The organism is Streptomyces sp. FH025, assembly GCF_017427025.1.
Classification (GTDB): domain Bacteria; phylum Actinomycetota; class Actinomycetes; order Streptomycetales; family Streptomycetaceae; genus Kitasatospora.
On the sequence record NZ_JAFLNG010000070.1, the window covers coordinates 1 to 19,374 of the forward strand.

The 19,374-nt window shown below is 71.9% G+C and carries 25 protein-coding genes; 8 read left to right on the forward strand and 17 right to left on the reverse strand.

The features are described 5' to 3' along the window. Positions 1–118: 118 nt before the first annotated feature. Together J0670_RS07955 and J0670_RS07960 are read right to left on the reverse strand one after the other, a co-directional pair. The gene (locus tag J0670_RS07955; protein ID WP_307806433.1) at positions 119–847 is read right to left on the reverse strand and encodes a uracil-DNA glycosylase; all 729 of its coding nucleotides are present in this window, start codon (positions 845–847) and stop codon (positions 119–121) included. Positions 848–1,031: 184 nt separating this feature from the next. Then, a complete protein-coding gene (locus J0670_RS07960) occupies positions 1,032–1,811 on the reverse strand; it encodes an HAD-IIA family hydrolase (RefSeq protein ID WP_207810687.1) in 780 nt (259 codons plus the stop codon). A gap of 575 nt (positions 1,812–2,386) precedes the next feature. On the opposite strand from J0670_RS07960, the gene J0670_RS07965 reads away from it, so the two are divergent. After that, positions 2,387–3,457 carry a Gfo/Idh/MocA family oxidoreductase gene (locus J0670_RS07965; protein WP_207810688.1) on the forward strand — a complete coding sequence of 357 codons (1,071 nt, stop codon included), beginning with the start codon at positions 2,387–2,389 and terminating at the stop codon, positions 3,455–3,457. 76 nt (positions 3,458–3,533) lie between these two features. Next, positions 3,534–4,115 carry a hypothetical protein gene (locus J0670_RS07970; protein WP_207810689.1) on the forward strand — a complete coding sequence of 194 codons (582 nt, stop codon included), beginning with the start codon at positions 3,534–3,536 and terminating at the stop codon, positions 4,113–4,115. Here the strand turns inward: J0670_RS07970 and J0670_RS07975 are convergent. Beyond that, a complete protein-coding gene (locus J0670_RS07975; RefSeq protein WP_307806434.1) occupies positions 4,102–4,533 on the reverse strand; it encodes a type II toxin-antitoxin system VapC family toxin in 432 nt (143 codons plus the stop codon). The two genes, J0670_RS07970 and J0670_RS07975, sit on opposite strands and share 14 nt — an antisense overlap. Continuing rightward, on the reverse strand, positions 4,526–4,810 hold the full coding sequence (locus J0670_RS07980; protein ID WP_063349249.1) for a type II toxin-antitoxin system Phd/YefM family antitoxin: 285 nt from the start codon (positions 4,808–4,810) through the stop codon (positions 4,526–4,528). Before J0670_RS07980 ends, J0670_RS07975 begins: the two co-directional genes overlap by 8 nt. A 192-nt stretch (positions 4,811–5,002) precedes the next feature. Between J0670_RS07980 and J0670_RS07985 the strand changes: the two genes are divergently transcribed. Both J0670_RS07985 and J0670_RS07990 read left to right on the forward strand, forming a co-directional pair. Further along, positions 5,003–5,311, forward strand: a complete 309-nt coding sequence (locus J0670_RS07985) for a DUF6412 domain-containing protein (RefSeq protein WP_307806435.1) — start codon at positions 5,003–5,005, stop codon at positions 5,309–5,311. Positions 5,312–5,417: 106 nt separating this feature from the next. Then, positions 5,418–6,122, forward strand: coding sequence for a YidC/Oxa1 family membrane protein insertase (locus J0670_RS07990; protein ID WP_207810690.1), 705 nt, complete (start codon positions 5,418–5,420; stop codon positions 6,120–6,122). 12 nt (positions 6,123–6,134) lie between these two features. Here J0670_RS07990 and J0670_RS07995 read toward each other — a convergent pair whose 3' ends face one another. Both J0670_RS07995 and J0670_RS08000 read right to left on the reverse strand, forming a co-directional pair. Continuing rightward, positions 6,135–6,824, reverse strand: a complete 690-nt coding sequence (locus J0670_RS07995) for an HAD family hydrolase (RefSeq protein WP_207810691.1) — start codon at positions 6,822–6,824, stop codon at positions 6,135–6,137. 117 nt (positions 6,825–6,941) lie between these two features. Then, positions 6,942–7,508 carry an NUDIX hydrolase gene (locus J0670_RS08000; RefSeq protein WP_207810692.1) on the reverse strand — a complete coding sequence of 189 codons (567 nt, stop codon included), beginning with the start codon at positions 7,506–7,508 and terminating at the stop codon, positions 6,942–6,944. A gap of 223 nt (positions 7,509–7,731) precedes the next feature. On the opposite strand from J0670_RS08000, the gene J0670_RS08005 reads away from it, so the two are divergent. After that, positions 7,732–8,499, forward strand: coding sequence for a CDP-alcohol phosphatidyltransferase family protein (locus J0670_RS08005; RefSeq protein WP_207810693.1), 768 nt, complete (start codon positions 7,732–7,734; stop codon positions 8,497–8,499). Between the two features lie 126 nt (positions 8,500–8,625). Next, entirely contained in the window at positions 8,626–8,823 is a 198-nt protein-coding gene (locus J0670_RS08010; protein WP_207810694.1) for a hypothetical protein, read from the forward strand. A 19-nt stretch (positions 8,824–8,842) separates the two neighbouring features. Here the strand turns inward: J0670_RS08010 and J0670_RS08015 are convergent, their stop codons facing one another. Then, entirely contained in the window at positions 8,843–9,778 is a 936-nt protein-coding gene (locus J0670_RS08015) for a zinc-binding dehydrogenase (RefSeq protein WP_207810695.1), read from the reverse strand. A 94-nt stretch (positions 9,779–9,872) separates the two neighbouring features. On the opposite strand from J0670_RS08015, the gene J0670_RS08020 reads away from it, so the two are divergent. Together J0670_RS08020 and J0670_RS08025 are read left to right on the forward strand one after the other, a co-directional pair. Next, a complete protein-coding gene (locus J0670_RS08020; protein ID WP_207810696.1) occupies positions 9,873–10,532 on the forward strand; it encodes a TetR/AcrR family transcriptional regulator in 660 nt (219 codons plus the stop codon). 198 nt (positions 10,533–10,730) lie between these two features. After that, the gene (locus J0670_RS08025; RefSeq protein ID WP_207810697.1) at positions 10,731–11,282 is read left to right on the forward strand and encodes a YceI family protein; all 552 of its coding nucleotides are present in this window, start codon (positions 10,731–10,733) and stop codon (positions 11,280–11,282) included. Positions 11,283–11,373: 91 nt separating this feature from the next. Here J0670_RS08025 and J0670_RS08030 read toward each other — a convergent pair whose 3' ends face one another. The 10 genes from J0670_RS08030 to J0670_RS08070 all read right to left on the reverse strand — a co-directional run bounded on the left by J0670_RS08030 (position 11,374) and on the right by J0670_RS08070 (position 19,297). After that, complete coding sequence (locus J0670_RS08030; RefSeq protein ID WP_207810698.1) at positions 11,374–11,871, reverse strand: hypothetical protein; 498 nt, start codon at positions 11,869–11,871, stop codon at positions 11,374–11,376. Positions 11,872–12,073: 202 nt separating this feature from the next. After that, positions 12,074–13,264, reverse strand: coding sequence for a methyltransferase domain-containing protein (locus J0670_RS08035; protein ID WP_307806436.1), 1,191 nt, complete (start codon positions 13,262–13,264; stop codon positions 12,074–12,076). Then, a complete protein-coding gene (locus J0670_RS39025; protein ID WP_243436699.1) occupies positions 13,261–13,434 on the reverse strand; it encodes a hypothetical protein in 174 nt (57 codons plus the stop codon). Before J0670_RS39025 ends, J0670_RS08035 begins: the two co-directional genes overlap by 4 nt. Positions 13,435–13,581: 147 nt before the next feature. Continuing rightward, on the reverse strand, positions 13,582–14,439 hold the full coding sequence (locus J0670_RS08040) for a helix-turn-helix transcriptional regulator (RefSeq protein WP_207810700.1): 858 nt from the start codon (positions 14,437–14,439) through the stop codon (positions 13,582–13,584). A gap of 7 nt (positions 14,440–14,446) precedes the next feature. Continuing rightward, the gene (locus tag J0670_RS08045; RefSeq protein WP_243436700.1) at positions 14,447–14,893 is read right to left on the reverse strand and encodes a DUF6879 family protein; all 447 of its coding nucleotides are present in this window, start codon (positions 14,891–14,893) and stop codon (positions 14,447–14,449) included. A 153-nt stretch (positions 14,894–15,046) separates the two neighbouring features. After that, on the reverse strand, positions 15,047–15,925 hold the full coding sequence (locus tag J0670_RS08050; protein WP_207810702.1) for a bile acid:sodium symporter family protein: 879 nt from the start codon (positions 15,923–15,925) through the stop codon (positions 15,047–15,049). Between the two features lie 54 nt (positions 15,926–15,979). Then, positions 15,980–17,332 carry a Dyp-type peroxidase gene (locus J0670_RS08055; RefSeq protein WP_207810703.1) on the reverse strand — a complete coding sequence of 451 codons (1,353 nt, stop codon included), beginning with the start codon at positions 17,330–17,332 and terminating at the stop codon, positions 15,980–15,982. A gap of 19 nt (positions 17,333–17,351) precedes the next feature. Then, a complete protein-coding gene (locus tag J0670_RS08060) occupies positions 17,352–18,368 on the reverse strand; it encodes a hypothetical protein (RefSeq protein ID WP_207810704.1) in 1,017 nt (338 codons plus the stop codon). Positions 18,369–18,408: 40 nt separating this feature from the next. Next, positions 18,409–18,942, reverse strand: a complete 534-nt coding sequence (locus J0670_RS08065; protein WP_207810705.1) for a hypothetical protein — start codon at positions 18,940–18,942, stop codon at positions 18,409–18,411. Between the two features lie 82 nt (positions 18,943–19,024). Continuing rightward, positions 19,025–19,297, reverse strand: coding sequence for a hypothetical protein (locus J0670_RS08070; RefSeq protein ID WP_207810706.1), 273 nt, complete (start codon positions 19,295–19,297; stop codon positions 19,025–19,027). Positions 19,298–19,374 lie beyond the last annotated feature (77 nt).

Sequence of the window (19,374 nt, forward strand, 5' to 3'; positions counted from 1 at the left end):
GGCACCAGCTAAGCACACCCGCCGCCGGCCGACGGCCCCCACCGGTGAACGGCAAGTGGCCGTGGGCGAACGGGAGTCCACCCACGGCCACCCGCGGCCACCGCTCGCCCGACCGGGCTCAGCCCTGCTTGACGTCCGGCACCTTCCAGTCGATCGGCTCGCCGCCGAAGCCGTCCAGCGCCTCGTTGATCTGCGAGAACGGGCGGCTGCCGAAGAACAGCTTGGCGGACAGCGGCGACGGGTGGGCGCCCTGCACCACCACGTGCTTCTCGGTGTCGATCAGCGGCAGCTTCTTCTTCGCGTAGTTGCCCCACAGCACGAAGACCACCGGCTCCTCGCGCGCGCTCACGGCCTTGATCACCGCGTCGGTGAACTTCTCCCAGCCCTTCGCCTTGTGCGAGTTGGCCTCGTGGGCGCGGACCGTGAGCACCGCGTTGAGCAGCAGCACGCCCTGCTCGGCCCAGTGCATCAGGTAGCCGTTGTCCGGGGCGGGGATGCCCAGGTCGGCGTCCAGCTCCTTGAAGATGTTGCGCAGCGAGGGCGGCGTCTTGGTGCCGGGCAGCACGGAGAAGCTCATGCCGTGGGCCTGGCCGTCGTCGTGGTACGGGTCCTGGCCGAGGACGAGCACCCGGACCTTCTCGTACGGAGTGGCCTCCAGCGCGGCGAACTCCTGGCCGCTCGGCGGGAACACCTGGTGCTCCGCGCGCTCGGCCGCCACGAAGGCCGCGAGCTCGGCGAAGTACGGCTTCTCCGCCTCCTCGCCCAGCACCTCGCGCCAGGACTCGGGCAGATCCAGCCCGCCGCCCTCGCCGGCCTCGACCACGCCCGCCTCGACCGTGTCCGTCACGACATCTACCTCCCACACCGCGGCTGTTGCGCCGCCTGCCCTCTTACATCCCGAACGCTACACAGCCCCACCGACAACCCACTCCACGGGAGCCGAAGCAACGGCCGAGGCGCGAGCCCCGCCCCGGCACCGAGCCGTGACGGGGCTCGGCCGGAACGGGGCTCGCGCCTCGGGACGGCAGGGGTCAGACCAGGTCGACCAGGTCCGCGATGGACTTGACCACCCGGGTGGGCCGGTACGGGAAGCGCTCCACGTCGGCGGCCGAGGTCAGGCCGGTGAGGACCAGGATGGTCTCCATGCCGGCCTCCATGCCCGCGACGATGTCGGTGTCCATCCGGTCACCGATCATCACCGCGGTCTCCGAGTGGGCGCCGGCGGTGTTGAGGGCTTCGCGCATCATCAGCGGGTTGGGCTTGCCGACGAAGTACGGGTCGACGCCGGTGGCCTTGGTGATCAGGGCCGCGACCGAGCCGGTGGCCGGCAGCACGCCCTCGGTGGAGGGGCCGGTCTCGTCCGGGTTGGTGCAGATGAACCGGGCGCCCTGGTTGATCAGGCGGATCGCCTTGGTGAGCGCCTCGAAGGAGTAGGTGCGGGTCTCGCCGAGAATGACGAAGTCGGGCTCGCTGTCGGTCAGCACGTACCCGACGTCGTGCAGGGCCGTGGTCAGACCGGCCTCGCCGATCACGTAGGCGGTGCCGCCCGGCCGCTGGGTGCTGAGGAACTTGGCGGTGGCCAGCGCCGACGTCCAGATGTTCTCGGCCGGGATGTCGAGTCCCATCCGGGCGAGCCGGGCCTGGAGGTCACGCTGGGTGTAGATCGAATTGTTGGTCAGCACCAGGAACGGCTTGCCGGACTCCCGCAGCCTGCTGATGAACTCGCCGGCCCCGGGGATCGGGGTGCCCTCGTGGATGAGGACCCCGTCCATGTCGGTCAGCCACGCCTCGATGGGCTTGCGCTCTGCCACGTAGGTGTCTCCTCGGTCTTGCAAAAGCTCTGGACGATCTCGCACATCGCTCCGGTCGGACACCCTCGGCCGGCCGGGCGCACCACTGGCTGCCCCAACGCGGACCAGCGTAGCCGGGACACCACCGCGCGAACAGCGAGGGCCGGGGGCATCTCGGGGGGCCCGCATCCCCGTTGACCGGGCCCGGAACGCTCCGGCGTCCGACGGGTACCGACCGGTCCGGTCCGGGTACGGCCCGGTCTAGTCGCCCGTACCGGACCGTCCGACGAGCGCGCCGTAGCCGGCGCCGTACCAGCGCTCCACCAGTGCCGCCGCGAGCGAACCCGCCGGAGGCAGGACCAGGTCCCCGGAGCGCACCGCGGCCTGACCGACCCTGCCCGAACAACCCACCTGACCGACCCACCCGACCGATCCGCCCGACCCGCCCGACCGACCGATCCGACGAAGGCCCTCCTGCCACCGCGGGAGGGCCTTCCCGGCGTCGCCGCCCGCCCCGGTCGACCGTGGCGGGCGGCGACGAACCGCAGGTCAGGGGCGCACACGTTTCGGTCGCACCTCGTGGTTGAGTGGGTCGCATGAACACGCTGACGACGCCCTTCCGTGTCGGCCTGATCGGCTACGGCCTGGCCGGCTCCGCCTTCCACGCCCCGCTCATCGCCACCACGCCCGGGCTGCGGCTGGACGCCGTGGTCACCGCCAACCCCGAGCGCCGCGAGCAGTTGCGCCGCGAGCACCCCGACGCCCGCGCCGTCGACACCCCCGAGCAGCTGCTCGCCGACCCGGACGCGCTGGACCTGGTCGTCATCGCCTCCCCCAACCGCACCCACGCCCCGCTGGCCCGCGCCGCGCTGGCGGCGGGCCTGGCCACCGTGGTGGACAAGCCGCTGGCCGGCACCGCCGCCGAGGCGCTGGAGCTGTGCCGACTCGCCGAGGCCCGGGGCGTCCTGCTCACGGTGTTCCAGAACCGGCGCTGGGACGGCGACTTCCTCACCGCGAGTCGGCTGGTGCGCGGTGGCGCGCTCGGCCGGGTGCACCGCTTCGAGTCGCGTTTCGAGCGCTTCCGCCCGAAGCCCAAGCCGGGCTGGCGGGAGCTGGCCGATCCGGCGGAGGTCGGCGGCACGCTGTACGACCTGGGAAGCCACCTGGTCGACCAGGCGCTGACCCTGTTCGGGCCGGTGGAGACGGTGTACGCGGAGATCGACGTGCGCCGGGACGGCGCGGTGGTGGACGACGACGCCTTCCTCGCCCTCACCCACGCCTCCGGCACCCGCTCGCACCTGTGGACCAGCGCCATCACCCCGCTGATCGGCCCCCGGCTGCGGGTGCTCGGCGACACCGCCGGGTACGTCAAGTCCGGCATGGACCCGCAGGAGGCCGAGCTGCGGGCGGGCCACCGCCCGGACGGCAGCCACCCCTGGGGCGCCGACCTGCCCGAGCACTACGGAACCCTGGGCACCGACGAGTCGGCGATCTCCCTGCCCACCGACCCGGGCGACTACCCCGCGTTCTACGCCGGCGTCGCCGCCGCCCTGGCCACCCCGGGAACCCCTCCCCCGGTCGACCCGCGCGACGCGGTGGCGACCCTCACCGTCCTGGAGGCGGCCCGCGCCTCCGCGGCCACGGGGACGGCGGTCCGGCTGGGCTGACGACCGGCCGCTCGGCCGACGATCGACCGAGCGGCCCGCTTTACCCTTCCTTGACCCGTCCTCCTACGATGACCGCGTGAGCACAGATCGGGGGCGCCGGCTCAGCTTCGAGGAGCGACAGGAGCGCGAGCGGGCGTGGTCCGCCGAGCAGAAGGAACGCGGGAACGCCTGGACCGCGGAGTTCGAGCAGCGCCGGAAGGCCTCGGCGGCCGAGGCGCTGGTCACGTCCACCGCCGCGGAACGGGAGGCCTGGGCCCGGGGCGAGCGCGCCGGGCGCATCGGCTACCTCGACGTCACCGGGCCCGACGGGCGGCGCGTCCGGCTCGCGGTGGTGTGGCTCGGCAGGTTCCGGGCGACGTCCAAGCCGCTGAACGACTACGACCCGCTGCGCGGCGTCCAGGCGTACGGCGACGGGTTCCTGCTGCTCATCCCCCTCGCCGCCCTGCTCGGCCTGAACTTCGCGCTCCGCTGGGCGGTCCTCCGGCTGCTCGACCGCCCCCGCTGGGCCGTCGCGGCCGCGGTCGGACCGTACGTCGGCACCTCCGGCAACAACCTGGTGCCGCGCCGCTTCCGGGCCCGCCGGGAGGCCCTGCGGTACGCGGCGGCCCTGGCGGACGAGGTCGAGCGCGACGGGGAGGCCGCGCTCACAGCCCGATGATCTCCACCGCCGAGCCCAGCCCCCGGAAGTCCGCCACGTTGCGGGTGTACAGCGGCAGCCCGTGGGCGGAGGCGACGGCGGCGATCATCAGGTCGATCCGGCGCGGGCGCGGCTGCCGCCCGGCGGCGATCGTCAGGGTGACCAGCGTCCCGTAGCGGGCGGCGGCGGCCGCGTCGAAGGGCAGCGGGTCGAAGTCGGCCATCGCCGCGCCCAGCACCTCCAGCCGAGCGGCCCGGCTGGCCGGGTCGCGGGCCATCGACACGCCCTGCTGGAGCTCGGCGAAGGTGATCGCGGTCAGCTCCGGGACGGCCGGCAGGTCGGCGGGGCTCAGCAGCGCCAGGTCGATGTAGACGCAGGTGTCCAGCACCCCGGCCGGCCGTCGTCGGGGCGCCCGGGGCGCCCTCCGGCGCTCAGCCACGCCGCCGCTCGAACGGGTCGTCGCCCTCGTCCCCCACCAGCTCCTCGGGCCCGAAGTACTCCTCGGCCTCCTTGCGCATCTGCTGGTAGTCCACCCGCGGCAGCTTCACGTGCCGCGCCACCAGCTCCTCCGCGGTGAGCCGCCGTCGCCCGGACACCGGCCGCAGCTCCGCGACCTCGACCCCGTTCCTGGTGATGTGGAAGGTCTCCCCCGCCTCCACCGCGTCCATCACCGCGGCGGAGTTGTTCCGGAACTCCCGCTGGGTAATCGTCTTCATGGAATCCACGGTAGCCCCGCGTAGCACCCGTGGCTACGGCTCGGACGCCGCGCTTCGAGCCGCGTTCGCGCCGTCCTCGAGCCGCGCTCGAGCGCGGCTCGAGGATTCCGCGCGCGGCGGGAACCCGACGGGCCGTAGGATCGTCGTCCTGAACGTCCGGGAGCCGGAAGCACCGAAGGAGGGGGGCGCGCCGTGACCGTGATCGCGATGCTGCTGGGCCTGCTCCGGGTGCTGACGGGGGACGTGGTGACCGACGGCGGGACGCTGGCGTCCGTCGCCGCCGTGGCGGCCGTGGTGCTGGTGGCCGGGGCGGTCGCGGGGGCGCTGGCCGGGGCCCGGCTGCTGGGCGCGCGGGCGCCGGCGGCGGTGCGCAGCGGTGTGCTGCGACGCCGGGCGTTCCGTACGGCGTTCCTTCCGCAGCGTGATCCGGACGCCCGGGGCAGGCGACGCCCCAGGGCGCCGGGAGCGGCCCCGGCGGCCGCGCAACTCCTCTTCGCCTGAAGCCTTCGGAGCTCTCAGAGCCTTCAAGGCCCTTTCGCGTCAGGCCCTTTCGCGGCCGTCCTCCGCCGATCACTCGTTCCTGAGACCCCGGAGGGCTCGCTTCACCATGTCCGTTCTCGCCGTTCTCGACCCGGCCGTCGCCGCCGCCCACGCCGCGGTCGCCGCCATCGCCCACGTCCTGCCGACCGCGCTGGCCATCGTCCTGTTCACCGTCTGCGTACGGCTCGCCCTGCACCCGCTGGCGCGGGCGGCGGCGCGCGGGGAGAAGGCGCGGGCGAAGCTCGCGCCGAAGGTCGCCGAACTGAACCGCAAGTACCGGAACCGTCCGGAGAAGCAGCGCGAGGCGCTGGCGGAGCTGTACCGGAAGGAGCAGGCCTCACCGTTCGCGGGGTGCCTGCCACTGCTGATCCAGATCCCGTTCTTCTCGGTGATGTACCGCCTCTTCACCACCCCGAACGACCTGCTGGACCACACCCTGTTCGGTGTGCCGCTGGGCCTGCACGTCGGGGACGCGCACGGCGCCGCGCAGGTGGCGGTGTTCGTGGTGCTGTACGCCGGGCTGGCGGCGGTCGGGTACGTCAACTACCGCCGGGCCCGGCGGGCGGCGGCGGCCGCGCAGGCCACCCCGCAGGCCACCCCGCAGCCGGGCGCGCGGCTGCTGCCGTACCTGTCGTTCGGGTCGGTGCTGTTCGCGCTGCTGGTGCCGGTGGCGGCCGCGCTGTACCTGGTGACGACGAGCGTGTGGTCGGCCGCCGAGCGGGCCTGGCTGTACCGGGGCGCGCAGGCCCCGGCGGCCGCGCTCGCCGTCTAGCCCGACGGTGACTCAGAAGTGGCGCAGCAGCTCCGGGAAGGCCGTGAGCTGCAGCGTCGCCTCGTCCGGGCCGAGGTCCTCGTGCTCCAGCACCCAGGTGTGCGCGTGCGGGATGAACACGGTGCGCAGCCCGGCCCGGCGGGCGGGGGCGATGTCGGACTTGGGCGAGTTGCCGATCATCCAGGTCCGCTCGGGGTCGAGGCCGAGGTCGCCGGTGAGCTGCCGGTAGGTGTCGACGGACTTCTCGGCCACGATGTGGATGCCGCGGAAGTGGTGGTCGATCGTGGAGGCCGTCACCTTCCGCCGCTGCTCGTCCTGGTCGCCCTTGGTGAGCAGCAGCAGGTGGTGCCGGTCGGCGAGGGCGGTGAGGGTGTCGGCGACGCCGGGGATCAGCTCGACGTCCCCGCGGTCGGTGAGCGGGGCGAGCAGGCCGTCGATCCGGGCGAGCTCGGCCTCCGTCACGGCCCGGTCGTCGTTGAGCTGCCGCAGGCAGTCCGCGAGGCTCTGCCGGAAGACGGTCGCGCCGTAGCCGAGGGTGACGGAGTTGGCGGCCTCGATCCGGTTGAGCAGCGCGCGGGCGCCCTCCCGTTCGGCCGGGGCGGCGACCCAGTCCAGGAAGCCGTCGATGACGCGCTCGAAGAGGACGTTGTTCTCCCAGAGCGTGTCGTCGGCGTCGAAGATGAGCGTCTGGTCGGTGTGCATCGGGGTTCCTTCGAGCAGGGGATCGTACGGGCCGATGGTCGTGCGGGCCGGGGATCGTACGGGCCGGTGGTCGTACGGGCTGGTGGTCGTACGGGCCGGGGGCGGGCCGGCGGCGGATCAGGCGAGCAGGCGGGCGGCCCGGTCGAGGGTCTCGCGGAAGTTCTCCTCGGTGGTCCGCGCCTTGGCCTCCTCGACGGTGAGCCACTCCAGCGGGGAGGCCGGATTCTCCGGGCGGGCCCGGTCCGGGGTGTCGGTGGCGAGCAGGAAGCGCAGGTCGGCGTGCTCGTGGGCGGGTTCGACGGGCGAGGCCGGGACGGGCACCACGGCGAGGTGGACGAGGGCGGCGTCGGGCCAGGGGGTGAGGTCGGTCAGGCCGGTCTCCTCCAGGCCCTCGCGCAGCGCGATGTCCAGCGGCAGGGTCTCGCCCGGGTCGCCGTGGCCGCCGACCTGTAGCCAGGCCTGCTGACGCACGTGCCAGCGCAGCAGGACGCGGCGGGTCGGCGGGTGGACGATCAGCGCGGAGGCGGTGAAGTGCAGCGCGGTGGAGCGGTCCCAGGCGTCGGGCGCGTCGGCCAGGGGGCGGACCCGGGCGTGGTCGGCGGTCTCCGCCGGGCCCTGCGGGCGGTACCCGTCCAGGAGTCGGGCCAGGTCGGGGCTCTGCGGCGCGGCGCCCGTGGTCACCATGTCTCTGTGCTCCTCGCTCCGCCCCGGGGCGCGTCGAACCGCGTCAACCGGCGTGCGGGAGCGGGGTGGTCGGGCCCGGGGCCTCCGGTTCCGGCGAACCTGCGAAGCCTAGCCCGGGGCCGGTCGGGCGGCCCACCGGTTTTCCCCGTACCGGCTGGTCACCGCGCTCCCGGGAGGCCGTAGCCTGTGGTGATCGTTTCGGGACAGGTGGAGGGATGTCGTCATGGTGGCTGCTCCGGCGCTCGCCGAGCTGCGCGAGGTGTGCCAGCCGCAGGCCAAGCTGCAGAGCCGCAACGGTGAGCACTGGGCGGGCCGGCTGTACATGCGGCGGATCTCGCTGCGGACCACCCGGCAGTTGGTGCGGACCTCGGTGTCGCCGAACACCCTCACCTGGGTGATGGTGGTGTGCGGGGTCGGCGGCGGCGCGGCCCTGCTGATCCCGGGCCTGACCGGCGCGGTGCTGGCGGCGGTGCTGTTCCAGCTGTTCCTGCTCTTCGACTGCGTGGACGGCGAAGTGGCGCGCTGGAAGCGCCAGTTCAGCATGGCCGGGGTGTACGTGGACCGGCTCGGCGCCTATCTGGCGGACGCCGCGCTGATGATCGGCGCGGGTGTCCGGGCGGCGCGCGGCGGCTCGGAGCTGTGGGTGTCGGCGGGTCTGGCGGCCGCGCTGGGCGTGGTGCTGCTCAAGGCCTCGACGGACCTGGTGGACGTGGCCCGGGCCCGCAGCGGGCAGGCGCCGGCGGACGAGGAGTCGACCCAGCCGCGCTCCCAGGGCATCGCGACGGCCCGTCGGCTCGCCTCGATCTTCAAGATCCACCGGGTGACCAACGGCATCGAGGCCTCCCTGGTGCTGCTGGCGGCGGCCGTGCTGGACACCCGGCTCGGCCACCTGGACGCGACCCGGGCGGCGCTGGCCGGGATCACGGTGATCACCTGGGGGATGGTGGTGGCGCACCTGGCGTCGATCCTGTCCTCCTCGCGGCTGCGCTGAGGCCGTACGACCGACGGCCGTCCCCTGCGCGGGGGAGGCGCCCGGCCGAAGCCCCTCGCGAGGCGGACGCGGCGTAGCGCCCGCACCCGCGAGTGGCCCCCTCCGGGCACCGAGGTGCGCTGGGAGGTGCTGGCGCCGGAGACGGCCCGCGAGCGGCTGACGGCGGCCTGGGGCGACGCCGCGTTCGTGGAGTCCCGGCTGCGGGCCCGGGAGTCGTTCACCCGCGAGCCCGAGCGGGTGACGGACACCGTGCGGCGGGTGCTCGGCCGCCCGCCGCGCGACTTCCGCTCCTGGGTGCGGGACCACGCGGCGGACTTCCGGTAGCGGCGCCCGGCGCCCCGGCTCAGGCGTCGAAGGTCAGCACCGCCTTGCCGTGGAGGCGGCCGCCGAGCAGGGCGTCGACGGCCTCCGCCGCGCCGTCCCAGCCGCCGCGCCAGGTGATGCCGGGGTCCAACTCCCCTGCGGCGACGCGCTGGGCGAGCCAGCCGAGGTCGCGACCGAGGCCGGTGCAGCCGAGCAGGAAGAAGGTCACGATGCTGCGGTCGTGCCGCCCCTGGTCGCCGAACAGCGCGCCGAACGGGAACTCCTCCCCCTGGCCCGCGCTGTGTCCGACGGCGACCAGCGTGCCGCCCTCCCCCAAGGTCTCGTAGGCCTCGACGAGTCGGGGCCCGCCGACCAGGTCGACCACCCCGTCCACCGGCCGGGCGGCCGCCTCCTCCGGCGCGCCGACCACCTCGTGCGCGCCCAGGCGCCGCAGCAGGGCGCCGTCGCGCTCCGGCGCTCCGGTGGACGCGATCACGTACGCCCCTGCGGCGCGGGCGAGTTGGACGGTGAACCGGCCGACACCGCCGGTGGCCCCGGTGACCAGCACGGTGCGGCCGAGCAGCGGCCCGATGCGGTGCAGGGCGCGCAGGGCGGTGACGCCGGCGACCGGGATGGTGGCGAGCGCGGCCGGGTCGACCCCGTCGGGTGCGACGCCGATCAAGTCCGTGTCGACGGCCCGCAGTTCGGCCCAGGCGCCGTCGGGCATCAGGGTGACCACCTGAGTCCCGGCCGCCGGGCCGGAGCCGTTGGCGGCGGCGCGTTCCACGACTCCGGCGGCGTCCCAGCCGAGCACCGCGCCGTCGGGTGCCGAGTCGAGGCCGAAGGCGACCTCGCCGTAGTTGAGCGAGGTCGCGGTGACCCTGATCAGCGCCTGGTGCGGGGCCGGTTCGGGGTCGGGGGCGGTGCCGAGGCTCAGGCGGCCGGGGGCCGAGCTGTCGACGAGGAGAGCACGCATGAAAGATCCTCCCGTAGGCTTATGCCACTGAGTGGCAGAAGCGTACAGGTGGCATTCGCTGCCCGGATACCCCACCCGGATTACACTGACCGGGATGAACCCCGAGCAGGCCACCCAGACGCCGGACGCCAGGCTGCCGCTGCGCGAACGCAAGAAGCTGCGCACCCGGCAGGCGCTGATCGACACCGCGCTGGAGCTGTTCGGCGAACACGGCTTCGACGGGGTCACGCTGGACCAGCTGTGCGACGCGGTCGAGGTCTCCAAGCGGACGTTCTTCCGCACCTTCAGCAGCAAGGAAGACGTCGCGATGGCCCCCACCCAGGACCTGTGGGCGGCCTTCCTCACGGCACTGGAGAACCGCCCGGCGGACGGGCACCGGCTGCTCGCGCTGTACGAGCAGGCACTCACCGAGGCGATCGGCCGGATGCCGGCCGACGGCTGGGCCGAACGAGCCCTGGTCAGCCGCAGGTTGGCCGCGCGGACGCCCTCGATGGACGCCCACGGACTGGCCTTCTGTGACCGGGTCACCCAGGAGGCGGTGGCCGTCACCGGACGGCGCTTCACCCTGGACGGCCCCGCCGACCTGCGCGCCCGGCTCGCCCTCGACATGCTGGTGTCGGCGTTCCGCCTCGCGCTCGCCGCCTGGGTGGAACAGCCCTCCGGACACACCCGGGAGGACCTCGCCCGGCGCCTGCGGGCGGCCTGCGCCGAGCTGCCGGGAGCCCTCGCCGCGACGGCCGAACCGCGCGACTGAGGCACGGCGGGCTCGGGGGCCCGGCGCTGGCCGGGGGCGGGTGACCGGTGGCGCCGAGTCACCCGTGCGCCGAGAGTGGTGACCATGACGCTCCCCCGCGCGTCCGACCGGGAGGCGTACCGGAGTGGCCCTAGCGTCGATCGGAAGCGACCCGGACGGGACCGCCGCCGGGTCCGGGACCATGGAGGAACCCCGACCATGACCAGCGAACTCTCCAAGCTCACCGGGGACTACGTCCTCGACCCCACCCACACCCGGATCGGCTTCGTGGCGCGCCACGCCATGGTGACCAAGGTCCGGGGCGCGTTCCACCAGTTCGAGGGCACCGCCCACCTGGACGGCGAGGACCCGAGCCGCTCGACCGCCCAGGTGGTGATCAAGGTCGACAGCATCGACACCGGAGTCGACCAGCGCGACCAGCACCTGCGCACCAACGACTTCCTGGACGCCCCCAACTACCCCGACATCACCTTCCGCGCCACGAACGTGGAGGCGCGCGGGGGCAGCGACTACCGGGTCACCGGCGACCTCACCATCAAGGACACCACCCGCCCGGTCAGCATCGACTTCGAGTACACGGGCAACGCCGTCGACCCGTACGGCAACCTGCGGGTCGGCCTGGAGGGCTCGGTGACCATCAACCGCAAGGACTTCGGCGTGAGCTGGAACGCGGCCCTGGAGGGCGGCGGCGTCCTGGTCGGTGAGAAGGTCGTTCTGGAGTTCGACATCTCGGCTATCCGTCAGGGCTAGCGGCACCCGCGCAACGGCACTTGGCCTCCGGGACCGATCGGGATCCCGGAGGCCAAGTCCGTGGAGCGTGGGCGGCGAGGGCGACGGGCTCTCAGGCGCAGGAGTTCACGTCGATCTTGTGGAACTGGTCGATGTCGGCCCAGGTGTCGATCGTCTGGACATGGGCCCTGCCGCCCACCTCGACCGTCCAGGTGCCGGGAGAGCACTTGTAGGCCGTCTCGCTGGCCCGATCGACGGGCTGGCCGGAGGCCTCGGGGAAGGTGCCGCTGTAGACGGTACCGTCGGGCGCGGTGGCCTTGTACGTGTTGCCTTCGGCGGCCACGCACGGGACCTTGCGCCAGACGTAGTAGCCGTCGGGCGTCAGGACGTGGAGAACACACTCGAAGTACTCGACCACCCGCAGCTCGCGCTGCCCGACCCGCAGACCGATGGCCGCGTTGACCTGGCCGTGGTTGTACTCGTTCTCGAACTCGGTCGTCGGCGACCAGTAGTCCCTGGTGGCGGCATGAGCCGGCGTGGAGACGACGGCCAGCACGAGTGCGGCGACGGCCGCCGACAGGAAAGCGGCGAGCCGCGAGCGACGACGCATGGGACATCCCCTTCAGTGAGCACCGGGTGAAATGCCTTGCCGGCTCAAGGTATTCACACGAGGCCCACCGCACACGAAGCGGCTCACACGGCCCCACGAAATGGTGAATTCGCCGAATTCCATTGACGGTTCGAAGGCTCAGGAACGGGCCGCTGCGCACAGGAAGTCGGCCGAGCCGACTTCCTGTGCGGCAGCGTGGGAGTCAGGGCAGGCGCCAGGCGTCGGCCGGGTCGTCGAGCCAGGCCCACTGGCCGTCCGGAGTGACGGTGAGGCCGAACCGGGCGGGGCCGGGTCGGTCGTTGGCGAGCCACCAGTCGTGGGCCGCTTCGACCTCGTCCCAGAGCCGGCGCGGACCGTGCTGCCACACGGGGTAGCGCTCGGTGTCGTCGCCGCCGTCCCAGTCCACGGCCGCCCAGGAGGTCCCGTCGGTGGTGGACACCCAGAGACGGGTCTCGACGTCGTCGAAGTCGGGGTCGTGGTCCCAGGCGTACCAGAGGTCGCCGAGACGGTGGCCGAGGGCGAACTGAGTCTCGAAGGCAGAGTCGGCGACGGCCCAGGGATCGAGGGTGGTCGTGGACTCGACCGGCACGTGGTCGTCCATGACGACGTCCCGGAAGAGGCGGAGGTCGCGGCGCTGAGTGCGGATCAGCATGAAGGAGCTGTCGGGGGTGAAGCGGCCGGTGGCGGTTCCGTCGTCGCCGACGGTGAGGCGGAGGAGCCCGCCGGAGATCCACGGGTTCTCCCAAGGGGCGAGCACAGTTCCACCGGGCCTGGTCTGGTCGACCCAGGCGTAGGGAACTCTCTGGACCGAGCAGGTGGCCACCACCCGGTCGTACGGCGCTTGGGCACTCCAACCGAGGCTTCCGTCGCCACAGACGACGGTGGGGGCGTAACCGAGGCCGTTGAGGTTGGAACTGGCGAGTTCGGCCACAGCGGGGTCGATCTCGATCGTGGTCACGTTGATGTCGCCGAGCCGGTGGGAGAGCAAGGCCGCGTTGAACCCGGTGCCGGCGCCGATCTCCAGAACTCTCATCCCGGGGGCGAGGTCCAGGAGTTCGAGCATCTTGAAGACGATCGACGGCGCAGAGGCCGAGGAGGAAGGAATGGCATCGGAGAGATCCTCCGGCTCCTGCCCGTCGTCGATCTGCGTCACCACGGGTACGTCCCCGTAAGCGGCGGCGAACCAGCGCTCAGGCTCGCGCTCACGGTCGCAGAGGGTGAGGAGGTCGTCGTCATCGCTCAGCCAGACCCGGTCGGGAAGGAAGCGATGGCGCGGGATCGCTTCGGCGGCCTTACGCCACTCTGGAGCCACATCGTGGCCGAGGAAGCCGGATACGACCCGGAGCAGGCCGCGCACGGCGGCCTGCTCCAAGGCGACTTGATTGAACGTCACTTGCCCTTGCCGCCGTCCTTGCCGTGCTTTCCGGTCTTCGAGCCGGACGAGGTGTCGGGGGTCGACTTGGCCGTGTTGAAGTCCTTCTTGCCCGCGTGCTTGCCCTGGCCGCCGTCGTTGGGCCCGCTCCCGCCACCGGAGCTTCCGCCCTTGTCGGTTCCCCATCCCATGGGTGCCTCCTACCTGGTCGTGGTATTGAGCGTGGTGCTACCGGTCCTCCCGGCCACCGGGAACATCGGCCCGGCGACAACCGCCGGACCGCACCTCGACGATAGGAATCAGCCCACGTTGCTGGCGATGAGTGTGCTCGAACTTGCTCAGCCGATAGATGCCATGGCAGCCGCGATCAAAGAGCGCGCCTCCCCGCCTCGCACAGCCATGGCTGACAGGTCCGCGAAGGTTCGCGCATACATGGCGATTTCGGACGGCTGCGTGACCGTCAGATGTGCGGAAACGAGCTCGACGTTGACCAGTTCGCCATCGAACAGGAAGAAGCCTTCCACAGGCCAGAGCGCGCCCCGGCTAGCTGTCGCCGGGATGATCCCGAGGCTGATGGACGCCAGTGACGCCATCGCCACAAGGTGCCCGAGTTGTGCCGCCATCGTCACCGGATCGCCGATCCGATACCTCAGCGCACTCTCCTCCAGGATGATGGCGAACTGCCGCCTACCGGGGTCCCGGAGAGCACGCTCCTGCTTTTCGAGCCGCACCTCGACAGCAGCGTCGATGTCGTCCGAGAGTCCGCGCCTGTCACGGATGGATTCCAACAGGGCCCGAATGTAGCCGGCGGTCTGAACCGGGCCCGGAATCAGCCAAGGCGAGTAGATCCGGAATCGCCGTGTACGCTCCCAGAGCGGCAGCACCGACTCCTGCGCATGCCTCAAGCCCGAGCGCTCCAGGCGGCGCCACTCGACGTACGCACCCTCTATGCCGCGTGATACGGCGATGAGGTCTGCGGTCTGTTCGTCGGCGCCACAGTGGAGCGCCCAGGCCTTGAGGTCGGCATCGGAAGGCGGCTGCCGACCGTGCTCGATCTTGCTCACCTTCGACTCGTGCCATCCTGCGGCTTCAGCCAGGCGCCGCGCGGTCAAACCCGCGTCCTTCCGGATCTCGCGCAAGCGACGACCGAATGCCTGGCGCGCCTCTTGAGTGGCCGAATGGGGAGACGAAGGCATTGACGGGTCAGGCAGGCCGGTAGTCGAGGTGCGGGATCGCTCGGTGCCACACGGCGTCGAAGGCTTCGGCGCAGAGCTTCACCGCTGCGTCATCGGTGACCAGTTCGCTGTCGAGCCAGTTGCCGCCGCCATCGAAGTGGTTCACCAACAAGGTGCTGCCGTCGAAGAGCCAGAAATCGTTGCCGGGGAGCGCGAGGTCGGTCGCATGTCGGCGGGCCAACCAGCGGACGTCCTCACCCGCTGCGATGTTGTGGTCCGAGGTGATCTCGTACTCGAACCGGGTGTAGTCGCTCAGCGGCTCCGACACGATCCGTGCTCGCCGAACGGCGACACCACGCGCGGTCGCCTCCCGGACGAGACCACGCCAGGCGGTCTCGTCCCGGCCGTCCAACTCGATCCGGCCAGCCTGCCAGGCAACGAACACCGGGTCGTCACGCATGTATCCGTCGCGCATCTCCAGGTGGACAGCGGTGTGACGGGCAGCAGCGAAGAGCTGCTCAAAGCTCTGCACTACGCGCCACCTCCGGGAAGAACTGGACCATGCGCTTGGGGATCTCGGCCACAGTCTCGTGACCGGGGAGGTCCCTCTGCACCAGCCATTATGCGGTCAGTCAGGTGTGGTGGCAGCGGATCTCCGGCGGCGGTTGAGGAGGGTGGCGATGGGGAGGGCTGCGGCGAGGCCGCTGAGGAGGATGGCGGCGAGGGCGCCGAGGACGGTGGGCTGGTCGTTGAAGGCGAGGCCGATCGCGGCCAGTGCGGGGCCGGCGTTGCGGACGGAGGCGACGCCGCCCATCGTGGTGCGGCGTACGGGTGGGCCCGTGGCCAGCAGGGTTCCTATGGCGAAGGCGGCGGCGGAGAGCAGGAAGCCGGCGAGGAGGGAGAGGGAGCCGAGGAGGTCGACGACGCTGCGCCAGTTGCCGAGCAGCATTCCCGCCAGCACGATCAGGAACGTGATGTTGGAGACGGCGGCCGCCGTGGGATGCCAGGACCGCGCGGTGGGCTCGGCGTAGCGGCGCACCAGCAGGCCGATGGCGAACGGTACGAGTTGCAGCAGGGCCACCGTCCGCACCAGCGCTCCGACGTCCAGGGAGACGCCCGTGCCCACGTCGGCGGCGGTGAGGAGGCGGCCCGCGGTGGGGGCGAAGGTGATGCTGCCGACGGAGGCCAGCAGCACCTGCATCGCCGCCCCTCCGACGACGTCGCCGCTCTGCACCATGGCGAGTTTCGCCCCGAAGGGGCCTCCCGGGGACGAGGCGATCAGGATGAGCGCGATGAAGGAGGCGGAGTCCAGGCCGAACAGCGCCCCGAGGCCCCAGCCGAGCAGCGGGATGATCACCAGGTTGGCGAGCAGCGCCAGGAGCAGGAGCGGCAGGTCGGTGAGGACGCTCCGCAGCGCCGACACCGTGGCGCCCAGGCCGGCGGCGAACATGGTGGTCGCGATGAAGATGACGGTGACGGCGTTGAGCACCTGGTGCAGGGTCTCCATCGGGCTTCCCCACTGTCGGTCGTGGCTGTCAGTCGTGGCGGTCGGTCGTGGCTGTCAGTCGTGCGGGTCGCCGAGCCAGCGCAGGGCGGTCAGGCTCGGCAGGAAGCAGTACTCGCCTCCCCGGGTGACGACGAACCGGGGCAGTGGGGCGAGGCGCCGGCGCAGTGGCCGCCGGGGAATGGTGAAGCCGGCGGAGCCGTCGTGGGAGCCGGTGACCGGGTCCCTGGCGTCGTTCGCGCCGAAGAAGACGCCGTCGTTCATCCACTGCGACTGGACGAACTCGAACTGCCGCCCCAGGTGCGCCCCGACGAACGCGAACAGGAGACCGCGGTCGACCCCGTCGTCCTCCAGCACCCCCTCGGGCAGCGGCGGGCCGTAGACGGCGCCGCGCCGGATCATCCGGTGCAGCCGAACCTCCCCCGCCACCGCCGCGTCGCGGGGGTTGGCCCGGCGGATGTGGCAGCCGCCGGGTGTCGTGAAGCCCGCCGGATCGTCGCTCTCGTACAGGAAGGTGTTGCGGCGCTCGGGGTCGGCGCCGAGCGCGGGATCGTCGCTCTGCGGGGCCAGCGCCAGCGGGGCACCGCTGCGCCAGCGCCCCATGATCTTCGCGGCGATCAGCTCCTCGTCCTGGGGCCCGGTGGAGTTGCCCTTCAGGTACCGCCGGAACTCGGCGACCTTCTGGTGGAGCTTGCGGAAGACCGCGTAACTGCCGTTGCGCCCCAGCTCGTTCGGCTCCGGGCTCTGGAGGCCGCCGAGTTCGTCCCGGTAGCCGAGGACGAACTCACCCGCCTTCAGGGGCACTTCGAGCCGGTTGGAGCCGGGTGTGCCGCTGCCTTCGACGGCCGGATGGCTGATCCCGTCGCGGTAGCCGAAGTGCTCGGTCTCGGTGGGCAGCGCGTAGCAGTCCTGCCGCCAGATCGCCGTCACGCCGGCGAGCCGCTCGTAGGCGGGGCGGGCGCGGTCGACGGCCGCCCACAGGTGTTCCGGGTCGGGCGCGACGGCGGTGAACACCACGTGGACGTCGGGGCTCCCCAGCGGTACCTCCCAGTGCTCCGGGGCGCTGTCGCCCACGTCGCCCAGCGTTCGGGCGCGGGCCGCCATGCCCTGCCGGAACTCCCAGGCGAACGTGGACAGCGAGGCGGGCGGCACCCCCAGCGTCTCCAGGCCGCGACAGGTGACGGCCACGCTCACCCAGGTCTCGCCCAGGGGGCTGACCGGCTCCGCCGCGGAGGTCACCACCGCGCTCGCGCGCCGCATCAACTCCCGCCCGTGGTCGCGCTCGTCGATGCGGAAGGCGAGGTAGGTCGCCGCGTAGGGCGTCGGCCGGGGGCTGAGAACGCCGCGCTGGATGTCGTCCAGCTCCAGCGCGCTGTCCAGTTCCAGCGCACTGTCCGGGTCCACGGTCATGGTTCGGCCTCCTCGCGGCCTACCGGGAGACGAGGTTGCGCCAGAAGTTCCGCAGGCTTTCGTCCCCGCCGAACAGGGAGCTGAAGATCGTGGAGTCCGCCAGCAGCAGATCAGCGGCGCGGTCGCCGCCGGGAGGCATCCACAGGAACATGTTGAACTCGGTGTTGCCCTCCTGGGTGAACGGATGCGACCTCGACAGGTCGATCGGCTGCCTGGCCAGCACGTGGATGGTGTCCTGCGCGTCGGCCGCCGTCACGTCGTAGTGCGGCAGGTGCAGGTGGAAGTTGAAGTTGGTCACCCCGTCCAGCCAGCCCTTCGCGTCCAGGTCCGGGACCGTGGACAGCGGGGCGATCCGGCCGTCCTCTCTCGTCGCCGGGCGCAGCCCGTACCGGTTCATGACCGGCACCCCGAGGCCCTGCATCAAGTCCCTTACGTAGGTGGCGAACCGCTGCTGGCGGGGCACCAGGGGATCGCCGTGGTGGCGGTACTCCATCTCTCGTACGGTGAGGTCGTCCGAGGCGCCGACGTCGTGGTGCGGGCCCAGGACGAGACGGGCGTCATCCCGGGCGAGGAACGCCCGCAGGGCCTCGATCTCCCCGGGTTCGGCCTTCTGCTCGGTGACGGCGTGGTCCAGCCCGAACACGAACAGGACATCCGTGTCGTCCAGCACCCGCTCGTCGAGCGGGGTGGGGAAGCCCGCCTGGTCGATGCGCTGATAGACCGCGACGGGGTGCCCCGTGATCTCTTCGACGAAGTCCTGGAACGGCACCCAGGCCCAGAAGAACAGTTCCAGCGCACCGGCGATGCCCTGCTGGAACCGGTACGGGTCGGACCACTGCGGGTCCTCGTAGGCCGGCCACGCCACCCGCCTGACCTCGGTCATCGTGGAGAAGCGGTTGTCCAGCTCGGCCGCGTTGCGACCGGCCTCGGCCGGGTAGCTCCACGAGACGTAGACGCTCACCCGCTGCCCGCCGGGGGCGCGCTTCCGTGGAACGTGCCGCTGGTTGTACGTGCGCGCGGTCCTGGCCTCGCTCATGTCGATCGTCTCTTCTGGCGTCTTCTCACTGCATCTGGTGTCACTGCATCTGGTCGAGGATCTCCGACAGGGCGTTCTTGATCCGGAGAGCCTTCTTGATCTCGTCCGCCGTCACGTACGGGTACTCCCCGTACTCGATGAAGCTCGGGCAGTGGTGCTCCCGCACGAAGCGCATGGCGGCCTCCGGGTTGGTGCGCCAGTCCTCGGGAAAGCCTTCGAGGTTCTCGAAGGAGGTGGTCACGCCCGACTTGGTGAAGAGGGCGATGGCGTCCTCGGTGTACTTGTCGAAGTCGGTGTCGAAGATCCCCTGGTACATGAAGCGGGTGTCGTCGTCGAAGAGGACCCAGCGCAGGTAGTGCAGCTTCAACGGCGCGAGGAGGTACGGGTCCTTCTCCAGCGCCTTGGCCAGGGTGTAGCCGTACTCCCGCATCGCGTCCGCCCTGCCCGGCTTGACCCGCGCGACGATCGTGAACCCGTAGCAGGCCGGGGTTCTCGGAAAAACGGGGCCGTACTTCCCCTGTTCCAGCTGGCTGGTGTCCTTGGGGATGACGACGGCTTCCGGCTTGATCTCCATGTCCGCTCCTCCCGTGGTTCAGGGGTCGGGACGGTACTTCCAGCGTCGCACCCGACGGCCGGGGGCGCCCGCTGGACGGAGATCAGGAGTCCCGGCGGTTACAGGGGCCGCTGTCGCGGTGGCGCTTGTACTCACGGAGGAGGGCGAGGAGGTTGATCACGGTACTGGCCGGAACGTTGCCGAGCGAGACGAGGAGCTGGCCGTTCAGGACGGTCTCGCCGGGCCCGGCAGAGGGCCAGAGGAGGCCGAACTCCCGGCCCTCGGTGCGGAGATCGACGATCAGTTCGGTGATCTGGCGGGCGGTGAGGTGGAGCAGGGCCGGGTCGGCCGGGTGGATGGGGTGGAGAGCGCTCACTTGGCACCGTCCAGCTCCAGCTCGAACCAGACGAGCTTGCCGAACTTCTGGGGGTCGACGCCCCAGCGGTGGGTGAG

What these genes read in the sequence shown, in the direction of transcription:
- J0670_RS07965 (WP_207810688.1), top strand. Translation starts at nt 2,387, where the DNA reads ATGAACACGCTGACGACGCCCTTCCGTGTCGGCCTGATCGGCTACGGC.
- J0670_RS07980 (WP_063349249.1), bottom strand. Translation starts at nt 4,810, where the DNA reads ATGAAGACGATTACCCAGCGGGAGTTCCGGAACAACTCCGCCGCGGTG.
- J0670_RS07990 (WP_207810690.1), top strand. Translation starts at nt 5,418, where the DNA reads ATGTCCGTTCTCGCCGTTCTCGACCCGGCCGTCGCCGCCGCCCACGCC.
- J0670_RS07995 (WP_207810691.1), bottom strand. Translation starts at nt 6,824, where the DNA reads ATGCACACCGACCAGACGCTCATCTTCGACGCCGACGACACGCTCTGG.
- J0670_RS08000 (WP_207810692.1), bottom strand. Translation starts at nt 7,508, where the DNA reads ATGGTGACCACGGGCGCCGCGCCGCAGAGCCCCGACCTGGCCCGACTC.
- J0670_RS08005 (WP_207810693.1), top strand. Translation starts at nt 7,732, where the DNA reads ATGGTGGCTGCTCCGGCGCTCGCCGAGCTGCGCGAGGTGTGCCAGCCG.
- J0670_RS08015 (WP_207810695.1), bottom strand. Translation starts at nt 9,778, where the DNA reads ATGCGTGCTCTCCTCGTCGACAGCTCGGCCCCCGGCCGCCTGAGCCTC.
- J0670_RS08020 (WP_207810696.1), top strand. Translation starts at nt 9,873, where the DNA reads ATGAACCCCGAGCAGGCCACCCAGACGCCGGACGCCAGGCTGCCGCTG.
- J0670_RS08025 (WP_207810697.1), top strand. Translation starts at nt 10,731, where the DNA reads ATGACCAGCGAACTCTCCAAGCTCACCGGGGACTACGTCCTCGACCCC.
- J0670_RS08030 (WP_207810698.1), bottom strand. Translation starts at nt 11,871, where the DNA reads ATGCGTCGTCGCTCGCGGCTCGCCGCTTTCCTGTCGGCGGCCGTCGCC.
- J0670_RS39025 (WP_243436699.1), bottom strand. Translation starts at nt 13,434, where the DNA reads ATGGGATGGGGAACCGACAAGGGCGGAAGCTCCGGTGGCGGGAGCGGG.
- J0670_RS08040 (WP_207810700.1), bottom strand. Translation starts at nt 14,439, where the DNA reads ATGCCTTCGTCTCCCCATTCGGCCACTCAAGAGGCGCGCCAGGCATTC.
- J0670_RS08045 (WP_243436700.1), bottom strand. Translation starts at nt 14,893, where the DNA reads ATGCGCGACGGATACATGCGTGACGACCCGGTGTTCGTTGCCTGGCAG.
- J0670_RS08050 (WP_207810702.1), bottom strand. Translation starts at nt 15,925, where the DNA reads ATGGAGACCCTGCACCAGGTGCTCAACGCCGTCACCGTCATCTTCATC.
- J0670_RS08055 (WP_207810703.1), bottom strand. Translation starts at nt 17,332, where the DNA reads ATGACCGTGGACCCGGACAGTGCGCTGGAACTGGACAGCGCGCTGGAG.
- J0670_RS08060 (WP_207810704.1), bottom strand. Translation starts at nt 18,368, where the DNA reads ATGAGCGAGGCCAGGACCGCGCGCACGTACAACCAGCGGCACGTTCCA.
- J0670_RS08065 (WP_207810705.1), bottom strand. Translation starts at nt 18,942, where the DNA reads ATGGAGATCAAGCCGGAAGCCGTCGTCATCCCCAAGGACACCAGCCAG.